The organism is Limnobacter sp. CACIAM 66H1 (assembly GCF_001601825.1).
Lineage (GTDB): Bacteria > Pseudomonadota > Gammaproteobacteria > Burkholderiales > Burkholderiaceae_B > Limnobacter.
This window is the reverse complement of the sequence record NZ_LUJK01000035.1, coordinates 13210-33459: the sequence shown is the minus strand read 5'-3', so window position 1 is coordinate 33459 and position 20250 is coordinate 13210. Positions and strand designations below refer to the sequence as shown.

19 protein-coding genes and 1 tRNA gene are annotated in these 20250 nt (G+C 51.3%); 16 read left to right on the top strand and 4 right to left on the bottom strand.

Annotation, left to right across the window (positions count from 1 at the left end; genetic code table 11):
• Positions 1–273 precede the first annotated feature (273 nt).
• The 8 genes from soxC (at position 274) to A0129_RS10845 (ending at position 7325) form a co-directional block, all read left to right on the top strand.
• Positions 274–1650, top strand: coding sequence for a sulfite dehydrogenase (gene soxC / locus A0129_RS10880; protein WP_291714904.1), 1377 nt, complete (start codon positions 274–276; stop codon positions 1648–1650).
• Positions 1651–1661: 11 nt separating this feature from the next.
• The gene (locus A0129_RS10875) at positions 1662–2711 is read left to right on the top strand and encodes a c-type cytochrome (RefSeq protein ID WP_291714908.1); all 1050 of its coding nucleotides are present in this window, start codon (positions 1662–1664) and stop codon (positions 2709–2711) included.
• A 29-nt stretch (positions 2712–2740) separates the two neighbouring features.
• A complete protein-coding gene (gene soxY / locus A0129_RS10870; protein WP_291714902.1) occupies positions 2741–3214 on the top strand; it encodes a thiosulfate oxidation carrier protein SoxY in 474 nt (157 codons plus the stop codon).
• 22 nt (positions 3215–3236) lie between these two features.
• Positions 3237–3548, top strand: a complete 312-nt coding sequence (soxZ, locus tag A0129_RS10865) for a thiosulfate oxidation carrier complex protein SoxZ (protein ID WP_171098787.1) — start codon at positions 3237–3239, stop codon at positions 3546–3548.
• A gap of 37 nt (positions 3549–3585) precedes the next feature.
• Positions 3586–4422, top strand: coding sequence for a sulfur oxidation c-type cytochrome SoxA (gene soxA / locus A0129_RS10860; protein WP_291714900.1), 837 nt, complete (start codon positions 3586–3588; stop codon positions 4420–4422).
• A 17-nt stretch (positions 4423–4439) separates the two neighbouring features.
• A complete protein-coding gene (gene soxX / locus A0129_RS10855) occupies positions 4440–5081 on the top strand; it encodes a sulfur oxidation c-type cytochrome SoxX (protein ID WP_291714898.1) in 642 nt (213 codons plus the stop codon).
• 67 nt (positions 5082–5148) lie between these two features.
• Entirely contained in the window at positions 5149–6876 is a 1728-nt protein-coding gene (gene soxB / locus A0129_RS10850) for a thiosulfohydrolase SoxB (RefSeq protein ID WP_367189932.1), read from the top strand.
• Between the two features lie 5 nt (positions 6877–6881).
• Positions 6882–7325: a hypothetical protein gene (locus A0129_RS10845; protein ID WP_291714895.1), complete on the top strand. Its 444-nt coding sequence runs from the start codon at positions 6882–6884 to the stop codon at positions 7323–7325.
• Between the two features lie 41 nt (positions 7326–7366).
• Here the strand turns inward: A0129_RS10845 and A0129_RS10840 are convergent, their stop codons facing one another.
• Positions 7367–8797: a response regulator gene (locus A0129_RS10840; RefSeq protein WP_291714893.1), complete on the bottom strand. Its 1431-nt coding sequence runs from the start codon at positions 8795–8797 to the stop codon at positions 7367–7369.
• A gap of 226 nt (positions 8798–9023) precedes the next feature.
• On the opposite strand from A0129_RS10840, the gene A0129_RS10835 reads away from it, so the two are divergent.
• The 3 genes from A0129_RS10835 to A0129_RS10825 all read left to right on the top strand — a co-directional run bounded on the left by A0129_RS10835 (position 9024) and on the right by A0129_RS10825 (position 14003).
• Entirely contained in the window at positions 9024–10052 is a 1029-nt protein-coding gene (locus tag A0129_RS10835; RefSeq protein WP_291714891.1) for a hypothetical protein, read from the top strand.
• Positions 10053–10131: 79 nt separating this feature from the next.
• The gene (locus A0129_RS10830; RefSeq protein ID WP_291714889.1) at positions 10132–11172 is read left to right on the top strand and encodes a putative solute-binding protein; all 1041 of its coding nucleotides are present in this window, start codon (positions 10132–10134) and stop codon (positions 11170–11172) included.
• 131 nt (positions 11173–11303) lie between these two features.
• Complete coding sequence (locus A0129_RS10825; RefSeq protein WP_291714887.1) at positions 11304–14003, top strand: TRAP transporter large permease subunit; 2700 nt, start codon at positions 11304–11306, stop codon at positions 14001–14003.
• Between the two features lie 55 nt (positions 14004–14058).
• On the opposite strand, the gene A0129_RS10820 is transcribed toward A0129_RS10825, so the two are convergent.
• A tRNA-Arg gene (locus A0129_RS10820) sits at positions 14059–14133 on the bottom strand.
• A 220-nt stretch (positions 14134–14353) separates the two neighbouring features.
• Here A0129_RS10820 and A0129_RS10815 point away from each other — a divergent pair.
• From A0129_RS10815 to A0129_RS10800, 4 genes are read left to right on the top strand one after another with little or no spacing between them, the layout of a single operon-like run.
• A complete protein-coding gene (locus A0129_RS10815) occupies positions 14354–14959 on the top strand; it encodes a sigma-70 family RNA polymerase sigma factor (RefSeq protein WP_291714885.1) in 606 nt (201 codons plus the stop codon).
• 43 nt (positions 14960–15002) lie between these two features.
• Positions 15003–16370 carry a sigma 54-interacting transcriptional regulator gene (locus A0129_RS10810; protein WP_291714883.1) on the top strand — a complete coding sequence of 456 codons (1368 nt, stop codon included), beginning with the start codon at positions 15003–15005 and terminating at the stop codon, positions 16368–16370.
• 38 nt (positions 16371–16408) lie between these two features.
• On the top strand, positions 16409–16627 hold the full coding sequence (locus tag A0129_RS10805) for a hypothetical protein (RefSeq protein ID WP_291714881.1): 219 nt from the start codon (positions 16409–16411) through the stop codon (positions 16625–16627).
• 15 nt (positions 16628–16642) lie between these two features.
• Complete coding sequence (locus A0129_RS10800) at positions 16643–16975, top strand: hypothetical protein (protein ID WP_291714879.1); 333 nt, start codon at positions 16643–16645, stop codon at positions 16973–16975.
• Positions 16976–16986: 11 nt separating this feature from the next.
• On the opposite strand, the gene A0129_RS10795 is transcribed toward A0129_RS10800, so the two are convergent.
• On the bottom strand, positions 16987–17418 hold the full coding sequence (locus tag A0129_RS10795) for a hypothetical protein (RefSeq protein ID WP_291714878.1): 432 nt from the start codon (positions 17416–17418) through the stop codon (positions 16987–16989).
• Positions 17418–17993, bottom strand: a complete 576-nt coding sequence (locus tag A0129_RS10790) for a sigma-70 family RNA polymerase sigma factor (RefSeq protein ID WP_168426957.1) — start codon at positions 17991–17993, stop codon at positions 17418–17420. Before A0129_RS10790 ends, A0129_RS10795 begins: the two co-directional genes overlap by 1 nt.
• Positions 17994–18281: 288 nt before the next feature.
• Between A0129_RS10790 and A0129_RS10785 the strand changes: the two genes are divergently transcribed.
• Positions 18282–20243, top strand: a complete 1962-nt coding sequence (locus A0129_RS10785; protein WP_291714876.1) for a DNA topoisomerase IV subunit B — start codon at positions 18282–18284, stop codon at positions 20241–20243.
• The last annotated feature ends 7 nt before the right edge of the window (positions 20244–20250 follow it).

Below are 20250 nucleotides of genomic sequence, written 5' to 3'. Positions count from 1 at the left end.
GGCCAAGGTGGGAGCCCAGGCAGTTCACAATGTGTTGCCCACTGACCCAACAAGCCAGGGCATTTCAAAACCCGACTACAAAATCGACCACGACAGCCTGAGAAAGCGGAAAACTGAGCAAAAGGCCGAGCAGAAGACTAAGAGGAAACCCTAGGCACAAACTCCTTGCGCCACTGAAACTTAGAGCGTAAATTCTAGATATGAGCATATGCGCATATAAATATTAAGCACAAGGCGCAATGTGGCAACAATAATCATATCCAGGAGACATTTGTGTTGTTTGACATTCCTTCAGGCACTCCGTTGGGCCAAATTCGACGAGCCCCGGAAAATTTTGTCAGTCGTAATGACATCGCTTTCATTAACCGTGCCAGCGACACTGACCGCCGTGGTTTCTTCAAGAAAGCATTCGCCACAGCCGTGGCCAGCAGTGCAGCGGGTGCCGTGTTGGCCACGCCCCGATTTGGCATGGCGGCGCAGGGCGACCCGGCCATTCTGAATTTGCCTGAACACAGCAAAGGACTTGGGCAACCCGTGGCCACCATGCCATATGGCATGCCTTCGCAGTATGAGAAAAACCTTCAACGCCGTGAGTCTCCGGGCCTGACCCGTGTGGGTGGCTCCTCTGTTTCATTTTGCCCTTTGCAAGGCCTGTTCGGAATCATTACGCCTTCCGGACTTCATTTTGAGCGTCACCATCAGGGTTGGTGGGACATAGACCCCACTCAGCACCGCTTGATGATCAACGGCTTGGTGAAAAGGCAAATGGTTTTCACCGTGGATGAACTCATGCGTATGGAATCGGTTTCCCGGGTTCATTTCATTGAGTGCGGCGCCAATTCGGGTATGGAGTGGGCCAATGTTGCAGTGCCTACCGTTCAATATACCCACGGCATGTTGAGTTGCTCCGAATTCACAGGTGTGCCGCTGATCAAGGTGCTGGAATATTGTGGTGTTGATCTGAAGAAGGGACGCTTCATTTTGGCTGAAGGCGCCGATGGTTCCTCCATGACCCGCACTGTTCCGATGGAGTTGGTCGAAAGTGGTGAAGTGCTGCTTGCATATGGCCAAAACGGCGAAATGCTGCGCCCAGAAAACGGCTACCCCCTGCGTTTGGTTGTTCCAGGTGTGCAAGGTGTGAGCTGGGTCAAGTACTTACGCCGAATCGAAGTGGGTGACAAACCCTACGGGACTAAAGACGAGGCCATTCACTATGTTGACTTGATGCCTGATGGTACTCATCGACAGTACACGTCGATTCAGGAATGCAAATCGGTGATCACCACACCTTCCGGTGGTCAACAGTTACTTGGCCCCGGTTTTTACAACATCACCGGGTTGGCCTGGAGCGGCAGAGGGAAAATTACAGCGGTTGATGTTTCAACTGACGGCGGGAAAAGCTGGAAAACCGCCAAATTGCAAGGCCCAGTTCATGACAAATCGCTGACCCGTTTCAACCTGCCTTGGGTTTGGGATGGTAAAGGTGAGGCCTTATTGCAAAGCAGGGCCGTGGACAGCACCGGTTACGTGCAGCCCAGCTACCGAACACTTCGTGAAAAGCGTGACGACAAAAGCATTTATCACAACAATGCAATTCAAAGTTGGCGTGTGGATGCCGCTGGTGAAGTGCACAACGTGCACGTGGGGTGAACATGAGCCAGATGGAAAACAGAATCAAATTGCTCGGCTTGCTCAGCCATGCTGTGTTGGCTTTGCTGCTGTGTTCGCTGCTTTGGAAAACGGGAGCTGCCCAGGCGTTTGACGGTTTGGGGCGTGTGGCCACTTCAGATGAGGTCAAAGCATGGGACATTGATGTTCGCCCCGATTTTGTCGGATTGCCCAAAGGCAGCGGCAGTGTAGCCAAGGGCATGGAAGTGTGGGATGCGCAATGCGCCTCTTGCCACGGCGTGTTTGGCGAAAGCAATGAAATCTTTACACCAATTGTGGGTGGTACCACAGCGGAAGATATTAAAAAGGGTCGTGTGCAATCATTGAAAGATGGTTCGGCCCCACAGCGAACTACCTTGATGAAAGTCCCAACCTTGTCCACCTTGTGGGATTACATCAATCGCGCGATGCCATGGACTGCACCGAAAAGCCTGAGCACCGAAGAAGTGTATGCGGTGACAGCCTACATTTTGAATATGGGTGGTGTGGTGGGCGATGACTTTGTGTTGAGCGACCAGAACATGGCGCAAACCCAAGCCAAATTGCCAAATCGAAATGGCATGCAAACCAACCATGGCATGTGGTTGCCCTCGGGTAAACCCGATGTGAAAGAGCCGCGTTGCATGTCAAACTGCAAACCTGACGCAAAAGTCATTTCTTTTTTGCCTGATTACGCACGTGATGCACATGGCAATTTAAAAGATCAGAACAGATTGGTTGGTCCGGTGCGTGGTGTGGTTACTGTGGCGCAAACCAGTGGCACTGCAGCCGCACCCAAGATCAGCACGCACTCTGGGGAAGCCTTGTTCAATGCCAACGGATGCGTGGCCTGTCACGGTGTAGACAACAAAAAACTGGGTCCCTCTGTGGCGGCGGTGGCCAGTAAGTATGCCGACCAGGCCGATGCAAAAGCCTATCTTGCGGGTAAAATCAGAGCGGGTGGCAGCGGTGTGTGGGGCGAGATGCCCATGCCGGCACAGTCGCATTTGTCGGAAGAAGATTTGAATGCACTATCTGATTGGTTTTTGTCCAAGAAGAAGTGATTGATGGAATTTTTAGGAGGAGTTAGTCAATGAACCAAAACAGACGCACCATGCTGAAGGCTTCTTCAGGCCTGACAGTATTGGGCTTGGCAGTTGCTGCCGGATTGATCAAACCCAATGAGGTATTTGCTGCTGCTGGTTATCCCGAGAAAGCTTTCGGTGCCAAGTCGCTGGACGAGTTGATGAAGGCACTGGGTGCAGGCATGCCCACGGAAAGCAAAGACATCACTGTCATTGCTCCCGATATTGCTGAAAACGGTGCGGTTGTGCCAGTGGGTGCGGACAGCAAGCTGAAAAACACCACTGAAGTGGCTTTGCTGGTGGCCAACAATCCCTCCATGTTGTCTGCCCAGTTCATGATTCCTGCCGGCACGGATGCAAAGGTGAACACACGCGTCAAAATGGGCAAGTCAAGCGATGTTTATGCCCTGGTGAAAGCCGATGGCAAATACTACTTTGCCAAGAAAGAGGTCAAGGTGACCCTCGGCGGTTGCGGCGGTTAATTAAAAAATTCAGGAGAAAAAAATGGGTGATCCAATGAAAATTCGCGCCAAAGCCAGTGGCGACGAAGTGGAAGTGAAAGTGTTGATGGCGCATGAAATGGAAACAGGCCAGCGCAAGGCCTCTGATGGCAGCCTGGTGCCTGCATGGTTTATTCAAAACGTCACGGCCAAGTGCAATGACAAAGTGGTTTTGATGGCCAATTGGGGCCCAGCGGTGTCGAAGAATCCCTTCCTGTCCTTTTCTTTCAAAGGCGGCAAAGTGGGTGATACAGTCGAAATCACATGGACTGACAACAAGGGTGATTCCCGGACTGACAAAACGAAAGTAGCGTAATCTCCAATTAATTCATAACCATAAGAAGGGGTGTGAGATGAGGCAAACAGCAAGAACAGTGGCCAAGCTGGCCGCTGTGGCCTTTGTGGGCGCCGGCGCTATGGCGTCTTTCACAATGAGTGCGCACGCTCAGAAAACAACAGAGCAAGGCATTCAGGAATATCGGGACATGCTGGCCGATGGAAACCCGGCCGAGTTGGTTGAGCTGCGGGGTGAAGAGCTGTGGAGCAAGCCGCAAGGTCCTAAGAATGCATCGCTTGAACAATGCGATATGGGTGCAGGGCCAGGCAAGCTAGAAGGTGTTGCCGCTGCAATGCCGCGTTTCTTTGGCGATGCGGGCAAAGTGATGGATGTCGAAACTCGCCTGGTGCATTGCATGGTGACATTGCAAGGTCGGGATATTGCCGAGGTCACCAAGAAGCCATACTCAGGCGCAGGTGAAAAACCAACCGAAATGGAATCGCTGGTGGCGTATGTTTACGCACAATCTCGTGGCGCTCAGATCAAGGTTCCTCAAGGCCATCCCGAGGAGAAAGCCTCCCGTGCTCGTGGCGAGAAAATTTTCTTCTACCGTGCCGGCCCTTACGATTTTTCCTGTGCAAGTTGTCATGCAAGCGATGATCAGCGCATTCGCCTGCAAGGCTTGCCAAACCTGACCAAACCCGAACCTGCACAAGCCGCATTCGCCGCTTGGCCGGCCTACCGGGTGTCGCAGGGCGCGGTTCGTTCCATGCAATGGCGCATGTACGATTGTTTCCGTCAGCAACGTTTCCCCGAGTTGAAGTATGGCTCGCAAGCGTCGATCGACCTGATTACTTTCCTTGGCGTGAAAGCCGAGGGCGGTACCATGCAGGCCACCTCGCTTAAGCGCTAACAACAAGGAGAACAAACATGCTTCGTACAATCAAATATTCAACTGGGCTGTTGCTGGTCGCTATGTTGGCAGCCTGCGCAAACACAGACAGCCAATCTGTCGTGGCAGAGCCAAGCAATGAAGAGATTCATCAGCTTATGTTGTCCTCGTTCAAGGAGAAGGGCATCGCCAAACTTGAACGCGTGAACCAAACCGAGCTGCAGAAGGCCTGCTCATTGGCTGAGACAGCACCTGGCGGTTTGCCTGATGCGAAACGCACCGAGCTGCAAAATGCGGCCTTGGCCGCGGTGAAGTATCCCGCTGATGGCAAATATCTGGGCGACTGGAAAGCAGGCGAAAAAATTGCTCAAACGGGTGTGGGTTTCCAGTTTTCGGACAAGGAAGGCACTGCTGCGGGTGGCAACTGTTACGCCTGTCACCAACTGGCACCGCAAGAATTGTCGTATGGCAACATTGGTCCTTCCCTGTACCAGTACGGCAAACTGCGCGGTAATTCGGAAGAAATCATGAAGTACACCTGGGCCAAAATCTGGAACTCGCATGCCTACAACGCATGTTCCAACATGCCACGTTTTGGGGCTGAGGGCATTTTGACTGAAACCCAGTTGAAAGATGTGATGGCCTTGTTGATGGCACCAGATTCGCCAGTTAACAAGTAACACCAAACGCTTAAATTACCTGTGCCTGAACGGGCACAGGGCAACCCTCTGAAAAGCGAACTATCCAATGCAGATGAATCGACGCGAATTCATGGGCATGTTGGCGGCTGCCTCGGCTGCTGGCATGACGATCAACTCACCCCATGTGCTGGCTGGTGGTCATGGTGAAAAACTGTACGACCTGAAACCTTTTGGCAATGCCAGCCTGCTTCACATGACCGATTGTCATGCCCAGTTGGTGCCAATTTATTTTCGCGAGCCCAATGTGAATCTGGGCGTGGCGGATGCATTGGGTAAAGCACCGCATTTGGTGGGCGAGTCTTTGCTGAAAGCCTTCAACATCAAACCCGGTTCAGCACAGGCACATGCATTCACCTATCTGAATTTTGAGGAAGCGGCCAGGCACTACGGCAAGGTGGGCGGGTTCGCGCATTTGTCAACTTTGGTCAAGATGATGAAGGCCAGCAGGCCAGGTGCGTTGCTGCTGGATGGCGGCGACACCTGGCAAGGCTCGGCCACCAGCTTGTGGACCAATGCGCAAGACATGGTCGATGCTGCAAAAATGTTGGGTGTGGATGTGATGACTTTGCACTGGGAATGCACTTACGGTTCAGATCGAATTCTTGAAGTGGCTGAAAAGGATTTCAAAGGCAAAATCGACATCATTGCGCAGAACATCAAAACCGCCGATTTTGGCGACCCCGTGTTTCCCAGCCATGTCATGAAAACAATCAATGGGTGCAAGGTTGCCATTATTGGGCAGGCTTTCCCTTACAGCCCAATTGCCAATCCGCGTTACTTTGTAAAGGATTGGTCGTATGGCATTCAGGAAGAAAGCATGCAGGAGGTTGTGAACGAAGTACGTGCGAAAGGCGCACAGGCCGTGGTTCTTCTTTCGCACAACGGTATGGACGTTGACCTGAAAATGGCCAGCCGAGTGACTGGTATTGATTTCATTTTGGGCGGCCATACTCACGATGGTGTGCCCAATGCCATTCCTGTGAAAAATTCAACTGGTACCACCTATGTAACCAATGCGGGCAGCAACAGTAAATTCCTCGGTGTGCTCGACATGGACATTCAAGGTGGCAAGTTGCGGGATTTCAAATACCGTTTGTTGCCCGTGTTTTCGAACATGCTGCCAGCCGATCCCGACATGGATGCCTTTGTGCGCAATGTGCGCAAACCCTACATTGAAAAGCTCAGCGAGCCTTTGGCCGTGAGTGAGGGTTTGCTGTACCGCCGCGGCAACTTCAATGGCAGTTGGGATCAACTGATTGTCGATGCCTTGATGGAGGTGAAGGGCGCCGAGATCGCATTTTCTCCGGGGTTCCGCTGGGGCACTTCCTTGCTGCCAGGTCAAACCATCACGCGTGAGCACCTGATGGATCAAACTGCGATTACTTATCCCAACACCACCCTGACAGACATGAAGGGGGAGTTCATCAAAACCGTACTCGAGGATGTGTGTGACAACCTCTTCAATCCTGATCCTTACTACCAGCAGGGTGGTGATATGGTGCGTGTCGGTGGTTTGACTTACACCTGTAACCCCAATGGTGAGGCTGGACAGCGTATTTCCGACATGCGCCTGAATGGCAAACCCATTGAGGCTTCCAAAACCTACAAAGTCGCAGGTTGGGCCCCGGTGGCCGAAGAAGCCCGTAACAACGGTGAACCGCCCATTTGGGATGTAGTGGAAACCTACCTGAAAGACAAGAAAACAGTGGCCACCAAAGTGCCTTACACACCCAAGCTGATCGGAATGAACGACAACCCGGGGTTTGTGGTCTAAGTTGCATGAAAGCATTAGGGTTGTTTTTATTGTTTGCGTGGTTCTCGCCCGCGTTTGGCGCGGGTGGAGGCTCCCTTTCTTTTCCGTCGAATCTTCAGCACGGGCAGGCGCCCGCAGTCGTAGTTTTGTTTTCTTTGCCCGATTGTGCCTACTGCGAGAAAGTCAGACAACAATCGCTTCGCCACATTCACACCGATCCCGTCTACAAGGGCAGGGTGTTTGTTTACGAAATTGATTTTTCCGACAGCAAACGCAGTTTTATCTGGTTTGACGGCAACAAATACACTGGCAAGTCCTTGGCTGGACCGTTGAATGTGAAGTTTTCACCTACGGTGATGGTGTTCAATGCCAAGGGTGTGGTGGCAGGCAAGCCTTTGTTGGGTGCCAGTTTGCCCGAGTTTTATGGTGCTTATCTGGATGAATTGATCAAGGCCGCTTGGGCGTTGTAGCACGCTGATCAAAAATCCTGACCGAACTTCTTCACCATGGTTTAATCGCTGGCGGTGCCTTGATTGCCTTTGAAATCCGATATTGCTGCCCGAATTCTGTCCAGCATCGCCTTGGAGGGTTTGTGTTTGGTAATTTGACTGGCCAGTTCATACCCTTTGGTGTCCATGTTTACCGCAAAACACAATTCCAGCAAGCTGGTCAAAGTCTCAGGTTCCAGCGTGGGAAGGACGTCCGAGTTATTCTCGAAAAATGTGACCAGTTTGTCGCTGGCTTTCACACCGCGCCCATCAGCAATGTCTTTTTGAATGGCCATCATGGCACGTGCCAGGTCGAGCTCGGTTGAGTTCACAGTGCTGCGCATTTTGGCAGTCAGCTTTTCCGCCTCTTCATGGCGGCCCTCTTTCACATAAATTTTGGACAGCTGAAGGTAATCATGGATCTGTGACAGTGAAGTGTTTCTTGAGCGATCGATGACTTTCGTCAGGTAGTTCTTGGAGCGGGTGTTGTCACCAATCCGAACGGCCAGGTCCGCCAGTTTTCGCAAGCGGGTGGTCGATGCCAAGGCTTTTGCACCCATTTTTTCAAGGATATCCAAAGCATCTGCAGGGCGGTTTTGTTCCCAAAGTACATCGGCAAACAGGTCACTCGCCGCCAGGTATTCCGGGTTGGTTTTCACCACTTCACTGAGCAGTTCATTGGCCTCTTCAAACTGTTTTTTTTCAAGATTAACTTTGGCCAGCAACAGCTGCATCCAGGGTTTGGGCGCTTTTTCAAGTTTGGCAAGCAATTCCTGTTCGGTTTTTTCGTACTGGGCAGACCTGTAAAACGACTCGACGCGCATGCGTTCAAGTTCATTCAGATACTGGGGAAATTTGGACTCCAGGTCTTCGCAAATGTCAGGCACTTCTTGAAAGCGCTCTTCATACATCGAACGGTAAGCTTCTGCCAGGCGAATTTTTCTGTTGAATATTCGAACCACGCGATCTGACAGAGTGGATGCAGTAAACGGTTTAATCAGGTAATCATCAGGCTCAAACTCAGCAACTGCAACAACGTTGCCGTAACTTCTCTCGCCAGTCACCATCATGAATGCGGTAGACCACGCCAGCTTCTTGTTCACCCGCAGGTCTTCCAACAATTGTTGACCGTTGCGGTCCCCCTCCAGTTGGTATTCGCACACAATCAAGGCGAATTCCCGTGAACCCAAATGCTGTTCAACCTCGGATACTGAGCTGGCGAAAATAACTGACTTCGCCCCCAATTGGGAAAGTTGGTCCTGAAGGGCACGGCGAGTGGCCAGCGCAGAATCGACAACCAGTGCGGTTTTGCCCTTCAGTGGCGTCATGTCCTTCACGGCTTGCTTCATCCGGTCGGGTTTGCTTGAGTGTTCATTGGCCGCCGTGTCGGGGTTGTCTGCCGGTAGGTCAATCTGCATCATGAATTTCAAGAGGGCAACATGGAGATTCTTCATTCTCCGCGCTTTTTAACAATTTATTGCTTTCAATTACGGGGTGTTTTGGCATCATTCTTCGGGTTTGGTGGGGCAAATAGAATGACGCTTCTATTAACAACTGTTTACTTTCCCTTGGATGGGTGAATTTTTCATGGTTTAATATCGTGCGCAAACCTTGTTACTCAAAGGTCAAATCCAAATATTGACCAGACAATGTATAAAAGAAAAATCAACGGAGACATCAATGATCAAAGCTGGCGTATGGCGTGTACTGGCCATTTCGGGAGTGGTGGTATTTGCGGCAGGATGCGCAAGCATAGAGAGAGGCGCTACAAACCTTGCAATCAACCTGATTGAGCGCCGAATTATTCCCCCCCAGCTTGAAATCGACGACGTCGACATGGCCTGTCGTTTCGCTACAGGCAACTTTCCTCTGATCTCCGGTGGTACCCGTGCATTTGGCGGAGACCCTCAACTGCTCGAGTCCCTATTGCTGGTGTCTTCCGCAGCCTGTTCCGAACAGCGCGCGGTTGAGGAAGAACTGCGCTATCTGCGTGCTTCCAAGCAAAACAACATTGAAGAAGCCCAGGACGCCCGTATTGGTCAAAAGCGTTTGCTTGAGATTACGGCTCGCCGGCAGTTGCGTGCTTTTGAAGCCATGCGCAACAAGCTTGAGGACAAGTATAACTTTGAATATGGCGAGGGCTGCCCTGAGTTCGAGCGTGATTTTGACGAATTGACTTATCTGTTGGGTACAGTCGCCGGCTTGCAAGCCGTTGTGAATGACATCGCGTCTCAGCAAATGGTAGGCGTCCCGACCGACATTGCGCCAAAATCCGAACGTGCGCTCACATGTATTTCAAATGCCAAGTGGTGGGGCGCTCCTAACGCTGCCCGTGCGGTGGTTTGGAGCATTTTGCCAGGTGCCTCTGAGGGCAAAGACGTGTGGGGCACATTCCGCCTGTCCATGTTGATCGGTGAACGTCAAGGCGTTCGCTTGTCCCATGTGATGTACGGCTTGTCCGCATTGGCCGTGGGCGATACAACCCGTTTCCGCGACGCCACCAAGCGGTTTGCAAACGTAAAGGATTTCAAGCCAAGCGAACAATATGCCTTGGTTGAAGGAATTGCCGGTGCGGTCATGCTGAATCTTTCTGATCGCTACTGGTCGGAAAACGTAGGCACACGAACCCCAGTGGGCAGCATGGGTAAATATTGGGATGAAGAAGCCGCGATGCCAGCAGGCATGAACGTGGACGACTTGTTGAACTAAGTTTTTGCTCACAGCAAGCCTTGACCAGTCTCTAGCAATTGGTGCAGGGCGCAGAAACACAATTTTGGGAGACCAGACAATGACATTGAAAATGAAAGCAATCACCGCCGGCTTTGGCTTGGCTTTGATGGCATCTGCATCACCGGCCTTGGCCAAACAGAAAGTTTGTGTGTTCGACATTCTCGGCGCTGGCGGAGATGTATTCAACCTGAGCAAAGATTACGTTCTTGCAGCCAAGGGTTTTGGTGCTGACCTGCACCTTGAAGCGTTCACAGATGAAAAAATTGCCTCTGAAAACTTCAAGACTGGTCAGTGCGACATGCTGGTGGCTACCTCGTTCCGTACACGTGCCTACAACTCAGTCGCTGGTTCAATCGATGCGCTTGGCGCCGCCTCTGTAGTGAAGGATGGCAAAGTGGACATGCCTCTGAGCTATGAAGTGGTCAAACGCACCATTCAGCTGTTCGCCAGTGACAAGGCCGATGCCTTGATGACACAGGGTAACTACCAAGTGGCTGGCATTATTCCATTTGGTGCTGCTTACCTGTATGTGAAAAGCCGGGACATCAACTCGGTGGAAAAACTGGCTGGCAAGAAAATCGCGTCATTTGACTACGACTCGGCCCAAAAGGAAATGATTTCGAAAGTAGGCGCTTCACCCGTGTCTGCTGACATTTCCAATTTTGGTGCCAAGTTCAACAACGGGTCCGTTGACATCATCGCTGCACCTGCCGCGGCTTACAAACCGCTGGAGTTGTACAAAGGTTTGGGTAGTGCTGGTGCGATTGTTCGTTTCCCGGTTGCCGTGTTGACCTATCAGGTGATCGTCAATAAGTCCAAGTTCCCGGAAGGTTTTGCCCAGAAGTCTCGCGAATATTGGTTCAAGAAGTTCTCGGCTGGCATGCAAATCATCACCAACGCAGAGAAGGGTATTCCGAATAGCGCTTGGATGGATATTCCAGCAGCTGACTCTGTGAAATACACCATCCTGTTGCGCGAATCTCGTGTGGCATTGGCGAAAAGTGGTTCCTATGATCCCAAAGCGCTAAACATAATGAAGCAGATTCGCTGCAGCGTAAACCGTGCAGATTCTGAGTGTGCAACAAAAACTGAGCTGTAATCATGAAGGTGGGCCCTATTTGCCCACCTTTGCCTTAGGCTGTAAAGGGGCTTGCCGTTGCCCCTTTTTTATTATCTTAAATAGCTAATTAGATCAGTCAATCAATCGATTGACGCTGATAAGGATCCGTTATGCAGAGTTCCGCCGGCAAAAAATGGTTCGGTCGCACGCCATCTGAATGGCTGTCCAGCCTTCCGATTTTCTCACTGTTGTTGCTTACCCTGATTATTGGTACCGGCGAGATGGTGCACGGCCAGCTTTTGCGGCTGGGTGAGCGCATGTTCGGTGATCCCGAAAACCAGGTGCAGTATTTCCTGTTACGTGCCGATCCCTCTGCACCCACTTGTGAAGCCAACCCTGACATTGATGCACTGGTGGCCAAACAGGTTGCCGATGCGGAAAGCGCACCCAAATCGGATCTTGATTTGTTGTTTGGTGATGTAGCCATTGATCCAAATGAAATTCGTGCTTCTCTGGAAGCCGCACGAGATCAGTGTCGGGAGCGGTTCGCTGTTTACGAGCGGGTGAGCAAAGCGATTACCCCTGAAGTGGAAGTATTCCGTGAGATTGAAACTGGCTTTTTTGGCATTTTCAAGTTTGGTACGGAAAACCGCCCATTAATTCTGTTGATCATGGTTGCAATTGCGGCCATCTCGACCACCAAGCATTTTCACCACATTAGCCTGCGTCCACCGCGCACCAAGAAAGACTTTCAGGTCTATTCATTGGCGATGTTGGGTGCCAACTTGCTGATGACGATTTCGGCCAGTTACTACCTGAAACTTCAATACGATTCGGGTGTGGCGGTTGAAAATCCGCTGATCAGCATTATTGCGATTGCCCTGTTCGCAGCACTGTCCTTCATCAGTTTGAAAGACGTGCTGAAGATCCCGGCGCAGGCCGAGGAGGGCGGAAGTTACGGCATGGGTCTGTTGAGTATCCCGTTGTATGCGTTCATGGCCTTGAATGCCGGTATCAACTTCTTCATGGACGATTACGTCGCAGGTTTGGCAATTTATTTTGGTCAAATCACCGAATTGTCGAGCATTTTCCTGAACCTGGCGTTGTACTTGTGGGCTGGTATGTTGCTCAAGCAAACCCGCGTGGTTTCCCTGTTCATGGACATTCTGCGTCCGTGGAAGTTACCGCCAGAAGTCTTCACCTACATTGTGTTGCTGGCTGCTGCGGTACCCACCGCCTACACGGGTGCTTCAGGTGTGTTCGTGATTGCCGCCGGTGCCATTGTGTACCGTGAGGTGTTGGCCGTAGGCGCCCGTCGCCACTTTGCCTTAGCCGCTACGGCCATGTCAGGTTCACTGGGTGTGGTACTTCGCCCTTGTTTGCTGATTGTGGTGATTGCAGCCCTGAACAAAGAAGTTACCACCAGCGAACTGTATGGCTGGGGTCTGTTTGTATTCATCCTGACCTCGACCATTTTCATGATCATCGCGCTGCTGAAGGCTGAAGGGCGTGTGACTGAACGTGCAAAAGCCAAAGAGGCCTTGCCACAGTCGCTGCGTGCTTTGGTACCCGTGTCGCCTTACATTCTGATCATGTTGTTGGTGGTGTATGGTTATGAGTACCTGCTGGACACCAAGCTTGACGAATTTACCGCCCCGGTGATGTTGCCTGTGATCATGTTGTTCGTGATTATTTTTGACAAGCTGCGTGGTGGTCCTACCAAAGTGGGTGGCGACACTCCGGCGGAGAAGAAAAAGAATCAGGGTCTGGAAATGGCGGTGCGTAGCGCCACCACTGAAACGATTGGTCACATCGGTGCGCTGATCATGTTGATGGCCTTGTCCATCAGCGTGGGTGGCATGATCGAACGCTCTGGCTTGATGAGCGTTGTGCCCGCCGAGATGGGCAGCATCTGGATGGCGCTGACTATCTTCATGTTCATGATGGTGTTTATCGGCATGGTGATGGACCCGTTCGGTGCGGTGATTCTTGTGTCGGCCACTGTGGCGCCAATTGCGTACAGCAATGGTATTCACCCGGTTCACTTCTGGATGATCGTGATCACTGCGTTCGAATTGGGTTACCTATCACCCCCAGTTGCGTTGAACCAGTTGCTCGCCAGGCAGGTCGTGGGTGAAGCAGAAATGGATAAGGCTGCGGAGGACACCAAACACAAACCGTTCTACTACCGATATGAACGTTGGTTACTGCCGGTTTACACCTTGTTCATCGGTCTGTTGATCGTCACTTATGGTGGTCAAGCCTTGATCAACAACGCTGATAATCTGAAACCAGTCAGTCACTTCCTCGGTCTGGATCAACTTCGCCCGGCGGTGCTGGATCAATCGCCTACACCGGCTGTAGAACCAGCACCGGCTGCCGAACCTGTTGCAGATCCAGCAGCAGCCATGGACCCAGCAGCAGATACCATGCTTGATCCGGCTGCGCCCGCCGCAGACGACTTGCTGGGGGGGGAAACAGCTGCTGCACCCGCAGCACCTGTTGCAGCACCGGCAGGCCCAAGCCCTGCCCAGCTTCAGGTTGAGGTAACCGAGGTGGTCAGCAATTGGGCCGCAGCCTGGAGTGCACGCGATGTGGAGGGCTACCTCAGCTTCTACTCGGCCAACTTCGAGTTGCCTGGTGCGCAAAGCCGGGCGCAGTGGGAAAGCCAGCGCCGTGCCCGAATTGCAAGCAAGGCAAGTATTGAGGTCGATATCAGCAACCTGAATGTTCAGGTCAACGGTGAAGAAGCCACTGCCGAGTTTGACCAGGCCTACAAAGCCGACAAGTACTCGGACAATGTTCGCAAAACATTGCGTTTGAAGAAAGAAGACGGTCGCTGGAAAATTGTGACCGAGCAAGCCAGCTGAACAAGCCAGCACGCCAATGAAAAAGCCCCTGACAAGTCAGGGGCTTTTTTATGCCTGGTCTCGCGGACAGGAATCGAACCTGTATCTAAGCCTTAGGAGGGCCTCGTACTATCCATTGTACTACCGCGAGATGAGCGCATTTTACACCGCAACTGGAGTCAGCCTGTACTCAAGCCTGTGCTGATTTAGAGATTTTGCTTCGCCCAGCCTTCCAAATTTAGAAAAAATCCAACACGAGTTGGGAGTTAATCAATAAATACGCCATGAAATCAACCGTTTGAAATTTGCATGGTCCTGGCATGCACACTGCACAACGCTTGTTACCACACACAAGCAAACAGAGGCAGGTCATGGAACACACCGCAAACGTTCAGCAGTTCGAAATCACCGTTTCAGGTATTGACGAAAACACAGCAACACCGCTGACCGCGGCACAACTTTGCACGCTTGAGGCCTTGTTGAAGTCGCAGCAATCGCGTTTAACCCACTTCGTGCGCAAACACCTGCGCCGTGAGGATTATGTGGATGACCTTATTCAGCAAACCCACCTGGCTGCATTTCGCAACTGGGCGAGTTTTCGTGGAGAGTCCAAACCAGAAACCTGGTTGTTTGGCATTGCACTGAATCTGGTGAAAAACTTTCGCTACCGTGACACCAGTTTTCGATTTCAAGGTGACGATTTTGATGAGCAAATCAGTATGATTCCTGCCGATTCAATGTGTGAACCTGAAGAATCCCTGATGCGCCAGGAAAGAATGGAAACCCTGAAATCCGCAATTGATCAGCTTCCTTGCAAAATGCAAACAGTGGTTCAGCTAGTTTTGCTTGAGGGATTGACCTATCAGGATGCTGCACTTGAACTGGATTTGCCGATCGGTACAGTGCGCTCCCGCCTTTCACGTGCAAGGGATATGCTGCGGGTGGAGGTAATGGGCTACTCCGAATCACAGCATTGACTAATCCCAAGGGGTGATTCAATGCGGGCACGCAGCATTCACAATGGGTTTTATTCATTTGATTGTGCAAACTCAAAGAATGACCGAGTTAACCCTTTGTATCGAATCCCCCGAACTCAAAAGCAGGTTGCGAGCGGCTGCCTTGCTGATGCAGGCCAGTGTTCATGAACTGTCGCTGATTGTCCTGTTGGGTAAACGGAGTTTGCCGGCGCATTGGTTGCTGGTTGATCAAGGCCTGGAGCAGTTGGGCGATTTAATTGAGCACTTCAAAGCCCAGGGCAGAAAGCCTGAAACACAGATCATTCGTTTTATCGAGAAACCCTGGCAAGAGTACGTTTACCACGACATTCCCATATTTGCATCAATCGTACATCCGACCAGTCCTTTGGCTGCGGTTCAGGTACTCGAGAAGCTGATACGAACCAAACCGTTTCGTTTTGGCAAAAAGCCATTGCCCAACAGCAATCTGGGGCCTTACAGCGACGAGTTTGTCCGTTCGCAAGCCATGCGCGATGCAGTATCCCAATTGCAGCGTCTGAAGCAGCTGCCCGTCGACACCGTTTTGCTTGGACCCACCGGTGCTGGTAAAGACACAGCCGCACGTTGGCTGCACGCGAATTCTGGTGCAAAAGGGGAGTTTGTACATGTGAACTGTGCTGCACTGCCCGAGCAGCTTTTTGAATCCGAGGTATTTGGGGTCACGGCAGGTGCCTTCACTGGTGCACAAAAAGACAGGCCAGGAAAGCTGGAGCTTGCGCACAATGGAACCTTGTACCTGGATGAAATAGACAGCTTGCCATTGTCCTGTCAAGCCAAGTTACTGAATGCCCTTCAATATCGCGGCGCAATTCGCTTGGGCGGACATGTCTTCTACAACTCGGCTTTTCGCGTGATAGCTTCGACAAAAACCAGACTTGAAACCCTGGTCGAACAGTACAAATTCCGTGAAGACCTTCACTTCAGGCTCAGTGTGTCGCAGGTTCGAATTCCTGCTTTGGCTGAGCGACTTGAGGACATTGTTCCGATGTATCGGCATTTCCTGATCGATGTCGCAGCCCAGTTCAAGCTGCAGGTGCCGCACCTTGAACTTGAGGACATTGACGAGTTGCTGAGCCGGCCATGGCCCGGCAATGTACGCGAGTTGCATGCAGTCGCGCAGCGGCATGTCATCGGGTTGGACACACCATGTGTGGCAACGCACAGCAAGGCCAATTTGGGCTTGAAACAACGTTTGCTGGCTTTTGAGAAGGCAGTGTTGATTCAAACGCTGCATACACATCACGGGTGCGCACGCCTGGCCAGTGAAAGCCTGGGTATTCCCTTGCATTCACTGTATTACCGCATGAAACGTTTCGATCTGCTTGATAAAACCGGGAACCAATCTGAAGACAAAGCCACTCAATTGTCATGAAACGACGTCTATCGGCAATGCGCCTGTAACCATAAGCGATGATCAATCCAAACACTCCGCCAATACAGTCTGTAGCTACTCAAGCGGGCAGTGCAGCCAATCCGTCAATTTCTGCTGCGCGTACCACTTTCAAGGCCATTCTCTCCGAACTCAAAGCTCGCCCCATGAAGCCTCTCTCTTTGCAGCGCTTCCCGGGTCTTTCCACACCCCGTACCCTCGCGCAACAAATCCACAGCGACACCGCTGGTGTGGTTTAGTCCCTCGCGAATTCCATGCTACAAAACTCTCCCGAAAAGTGGTTTTTGATTAACGATCAACTTGTTGAAGGTTTGGGGCATGCCGAATTGTCGCAGTCATGGGCCTGTCCTTCCGAGTTTCAGGCCACCCTGGTGTTAAACAACTATGAAAGTAACTGTCTACGGGATTGGTTGTCGCAGCGTTGGCTAGCAAAGTCTCTCGAGCAAACCTGTATTTTCGAACTTGAATATTCCAAGCTTCTTGTTTCCAGACGCATGTCGGCTAACAATGTGCTGGACGCAAAAGAGAAGTGTGAGTTGTGGATTCAGGCTGTTCTAGCCGACCGGGTCAAGGTTGCACAAAGCTGAGGCTGATTGCCCTAGGTCATGCCTTTGTGTTGAAAGTAGGTTTGTTTGTAGGCAAATGCCACATGAACAAAGTCTTGAAATTGAGACATGATGATGTCCTTGTTCTCGCTCACAATTTCAACACACAGGCGCAAGCAGTTGTCGTGGTTTGAAATCGCAGTTGATACACCATCGGGCATGTCGTTTTTCAGTTCACCAAACAGGGCCAAGGCCAGTTTAATTTGGTTTTCCTGAACCTGTAACGACTTCCCCAAACTAAATATTCTTGCACTTACCCTGCAATCTGAGCCGCCAAGGTGTTGCAACTCAATTGTGAAGTTCTTTTCAAAATCAATTCGATAGCCACCTTCACCGGCACATTGCTCAGTGTCGCTGAGAGTCATTCCCAGTGATTCCAGAATCTTGTTGAGTGCCCCATATCGGGTTGCCAAATTTGCGTTCATCAGTCCATGTACAGGTCGTAGATTGATTTCAATTGGGCGCGTGACCGTGAAATTCGGGAACGTACTGTGCCAATTGGAATACCCAGAATATCTGCCGCTTCCTGGTAAGAATTACCGTGTTGAACCACCAAAACCAGGGTTTCACGCAGATCGTTGGGCAAATTACCAATCGCTGATTCGAGTTTGATGCTGAACTCGTTTTTCATGCAGTGTTGCATCGGGTCTGATCCCTCTGCTTGTTCCAGTTCAAGATCCTCATCGGAGGTGAAATGAAATTTGTACTGTGGAGAGCGGCGCGCGGTGTTCCGAATAATATTCAGTGCAATGCCAAACAGCCAGGTCGCTCTTTTTGCATCACCTCGAAAGCTGTCCCAGCAGCAGTAAGCCTCGATCAAGGTTTGCTGGAATACATCCTCGACCGCGTTTTCATCACGAAAATGTTTGATGATGAAGTTGCGCAACCGCTTTTCCTGCTTGGCAACCAACAATTCAAACTCCGAGCGAGTTGTTTCCAGATTCGCCCTTGAGCACCTTTGAATCGCGGTGATCTTTAATTTGGGGGCAATCGGTTTCATGTCGAGCCTCTCTACTTGAAACGGTAGTGGAATCATGGTCGGCCTTGGCGAATGGTTTCAATAACGCCACAGCGTATCAAGGCTGCAAAAAGTGTGAAGAAGGTGTCACCTTGGATAGGGTGTGGGGTGACACGCTGCTTTATCAGCCTCTGAATGTGTGCTAACCACGCTTTACGAATTTCCTATCTTGGTCATGAGTGCTGGCATAGCTGCCGATGGTTCCAGTGCCGCCGGAAATAAACACAAATTATTGGTATCATCAAGCGGTCATTGAATTTTCAGGTTGTCATGAGCCAGTATCAAGAATCGTCCATCCGCGTCCTCAAAGGGCTAGAACCGGTCAAGCAGCGACCAGGCATGTACACCCGCACGGACTGCCCCTTGCACATTATTCAAGAGGTGATCGACAACGCAGCCGATGAGGCTCTGGGTGGTTTTGGTTCGCGAATTACGGTGACTATTCATACCGATGGCAGTGTGTCGGTACAGGATGAGGGTCGCGGCATTCCAATTGGTTTGCACCCTGAAGAGAAGGTACCCGTCATTGAACTCGTATTCACTCGTTTGCATGCGGGTGGCAAGTTCAACAAAGCCGATGGTGGTGCTTATCGTTTTTCGGGCGGTCTGCATGGTGTAGGTGTTTCGGTGACCAATGCCCTCTCTACCAGGCTTGAAGTGAGTGCGGTGCGCGACAAGCAGGTGGGCACACTGGTGTTTAGTGGTGGCGATGTAATAGAACCTTTGAAGGTTCGCCCTCAAACCAGCAGTGATCCTAAAAAAGGCACCACCGTACGCGTGTGGCCAGATCCCCAGTATTTCGATTCAGCCGTCTTGCCACTCAATGAGATGGACCGCCTGTTGCGCAGCAAGGCAGTGCTGCTCAAGGGGGTCGAAGTGGTCTTGGTGTCGGAGAAAACCGGTGAAGCAAAGCGCTGGAAATTCGATGATGGTCTCAGCGGTTTTTTACGCGAAGAATTGTTGGACCGTGAACTGGTGGCCCCGATGTTCAGCGGTGATCTCAGTGTTGATGTACTCCGCGATGAAGGCTTTGCAGAAGGCGAGGGCGCGGCATGGGCGTTGGCATTTGTGGCTGAAGGCGCACCTGTTCGCGAAAGTTATGTGAACTTGATTCCCACCTCCGCAGGTGGTACGCATGAGTCCGGCCTGCGCGAGGCGGTTTTTCAGGCCATCAAGGCTTTCTGTGAAATGCATTCGTTGATGCCAAAGGGGATCAAGTTGATGCCCGATGACATCTTTTCCAAGGCGAATTTTGTGCTGTCTGCCAAGGTTCTGGACCCTCAGTTTCAGGGGCAAATCAAGGAGCGTTTGAATAGCCGTGATGCAGTGCGTCTGGTGTCGTCACTGGTCAAGCCTGCGTTCGAGTTGTGGTTGAATCAGCATGTGGAAGACGGCAAAAAGATTGCAGAGCTCGCAATCAAGCAAGCTCAGGCTCGATCCAGAGCGGCACAAAAAGTAGAGAAGAAAAAAAGTTCATCGGTGGCGATTTTGCCGGGCAAGCTGACTGACTGCGAAAGCACTGATATCACCTTGAACGAGGTTTTTCTGGTTGAGGGTGATTCTGCTGGCGGCTCAGCCAAGATGGGCCGTGACAAGGAGTTTCAGGCGGTATTGCCACTGCGTGGCAAAGTGCTTAATGCTTGGGAAACCGACAAAGACCGATTGTTTGCCAACCAGGAAATTCACGACATTGCAGTGGCCATCGGTGTAGACCCCCACGGTGTGAATGACAATCCCGATTTAAGCGGTTTGCGTTACGGCAAAATTTGTATTCTTTCCGACGCGGATGTCGATGGTTCACACATTCAAGTGCTGCTACTCACCTTGTTTTACAAACATTTCCCAGCGTTGATTCGCAGCAAGAATTTGTATGTAGCGCGCCCGCCCTTGTTCAGGGTTGATGTACCAGCACAAGGAAAGAAACCTGCGCGCAAGCTGTATTGTCTGGATGAAGCAGAGCTGTATGCCGTGCAAGACAAGCTGGGCAAGGAAGGCGTGAAAGAGGCGAATATCAAGATTTCCCGTTTCAAGGGTTTGGGCGAGATGAATGCTGAACAACTCTGGGAAACCACTTTGAATCCAGATACACGCCGTTTGCTGCCTGTTACATTGGGCAGTCTTGATGTTGATGAAACCAATGCCATGATGCACATGCTGATGGGCCGTACTGAAAGTGGTGCTCGCCGCACCTGGCTGGAAGACAAGGGCAACTTGGTGGAAGTGGATATCTGATTTTCCG

Coding starts and splice junctions, on each gene's coding strand:
- A0129_RS10875 (WP_291714908.1), top strand. CDS start 1,662: ATGGAAAACAGAATCAAATTGCTCGGCTTGCTCAGCCATGCTGTGTTG.
- soxY (WP_291714902.1), top strand. CDS start 2,741: ATGAACCAAAACAGACGCACCATGCTGAAGGCTTCTTCAGGCCTGACA.
- soxZ (WP_171098787.1), top strand. CDS start 3,237: ATGGGTGATCCAATGAAAATTCGCGCCAAAGCCAGTGGCGACGAAGTG.
- soxA (WP_291714900.1), top strand. CDS start 3,586: ATGAGGCAAACAGCAAGAACAGTGGCCAAGCTGGCCGCTGTGGCCTTT.
- soxX (WP_291714898.1), top strand. CDS start 4,440: ATGCTTCGTACAATCAAATATTCAACTGGGCTGTTGCTGGTCGCTATG.
- soxB (WP_367189932.1), top strand. CDS start 5,149: ATGCAGATGAATCGACGCGAATTCATGGGCATGTTGGCGGCTGCCTCG.
- A0129_RS10845 (WP_291714895.1), top strand. CDS start 6,882: ATGAAAGCATTAGGGTTGTTTTTATTGTTTGCGTGGTTCTCGCCCGCG.
- A0129_RS10840 (WP_291714893.1), bottom strand. CDS start 8,797: ATGAAGAATCTCCATGTTGCCCTCTTGAAATTCATGATGCAGATTGAC.
- A0129_RS10835 (WP_291714891.1), top strand. CDS start 9,024: ATGATCAAAGCTGGCGTATGGCGTGTACTGGCCATTTCGGGAGTGGTG.
- A0129_RS10830 (WP_291714889.1), top strand. CDS start 10,132: ATGACATTGAAAATGAAAGCAATCACCGCCGGCTTTGGCTTGGCTTTG.
- A0129_RS10825 (WP_291714887.1), top strand. CDS start 11,304: ATGCAGAGTTCCGCCGGCAAAAAATGGTTCGGTCGCACGCCATCTGAA.
- A0129_RS10815 (WP_291714885.1), top strand. CDS start 14,354: ATGGAACACACCGCAAACGTTCAGCAGTTCGAAATCACCGTTTCAGGT.
- A0129_RS10810 (WP_291714883.1), top strand. CDS start 15,003: ATGGGTTTTATTCATTTGATTGTGCAAACTCAAAGAATGACCGAGTTA.
- A0129_RS10805 (WP_291714881.1), top strand. CDS start 16,409: ATGATCAATCCAAACACTCCGCCAATACAGTCTGTAGCTACTCAAGCG.
- A0129_RS10800 (WP_291714879.1), top strand. CDS start 16,643: ATGCTACAAAACTCTCCCGAAAAGTGGTTTTTGATTAACGATCAACTT.
- A0129_RS10795 (WP_291714878.1), bottom strand. CDS start 17,418: ATGAACGCAAATTTGGCAACCCGATATGGGGCACTCAACAAGATTCTG.
- A0129_RS10790 (WP_168426957.1), bottom strand. CDS start 17,993: ATGAAACCGATTGCCCCCAAATTAAAGATCACCGCGATTCAAAGGTGC.
- A0129_RS10785 (WP_291714876.1), top strand. CDS start 18,282: ATGAGCCAGTATCAAGAATCGTCCATCCGCGTCCTCAAAGGGCTAGAA.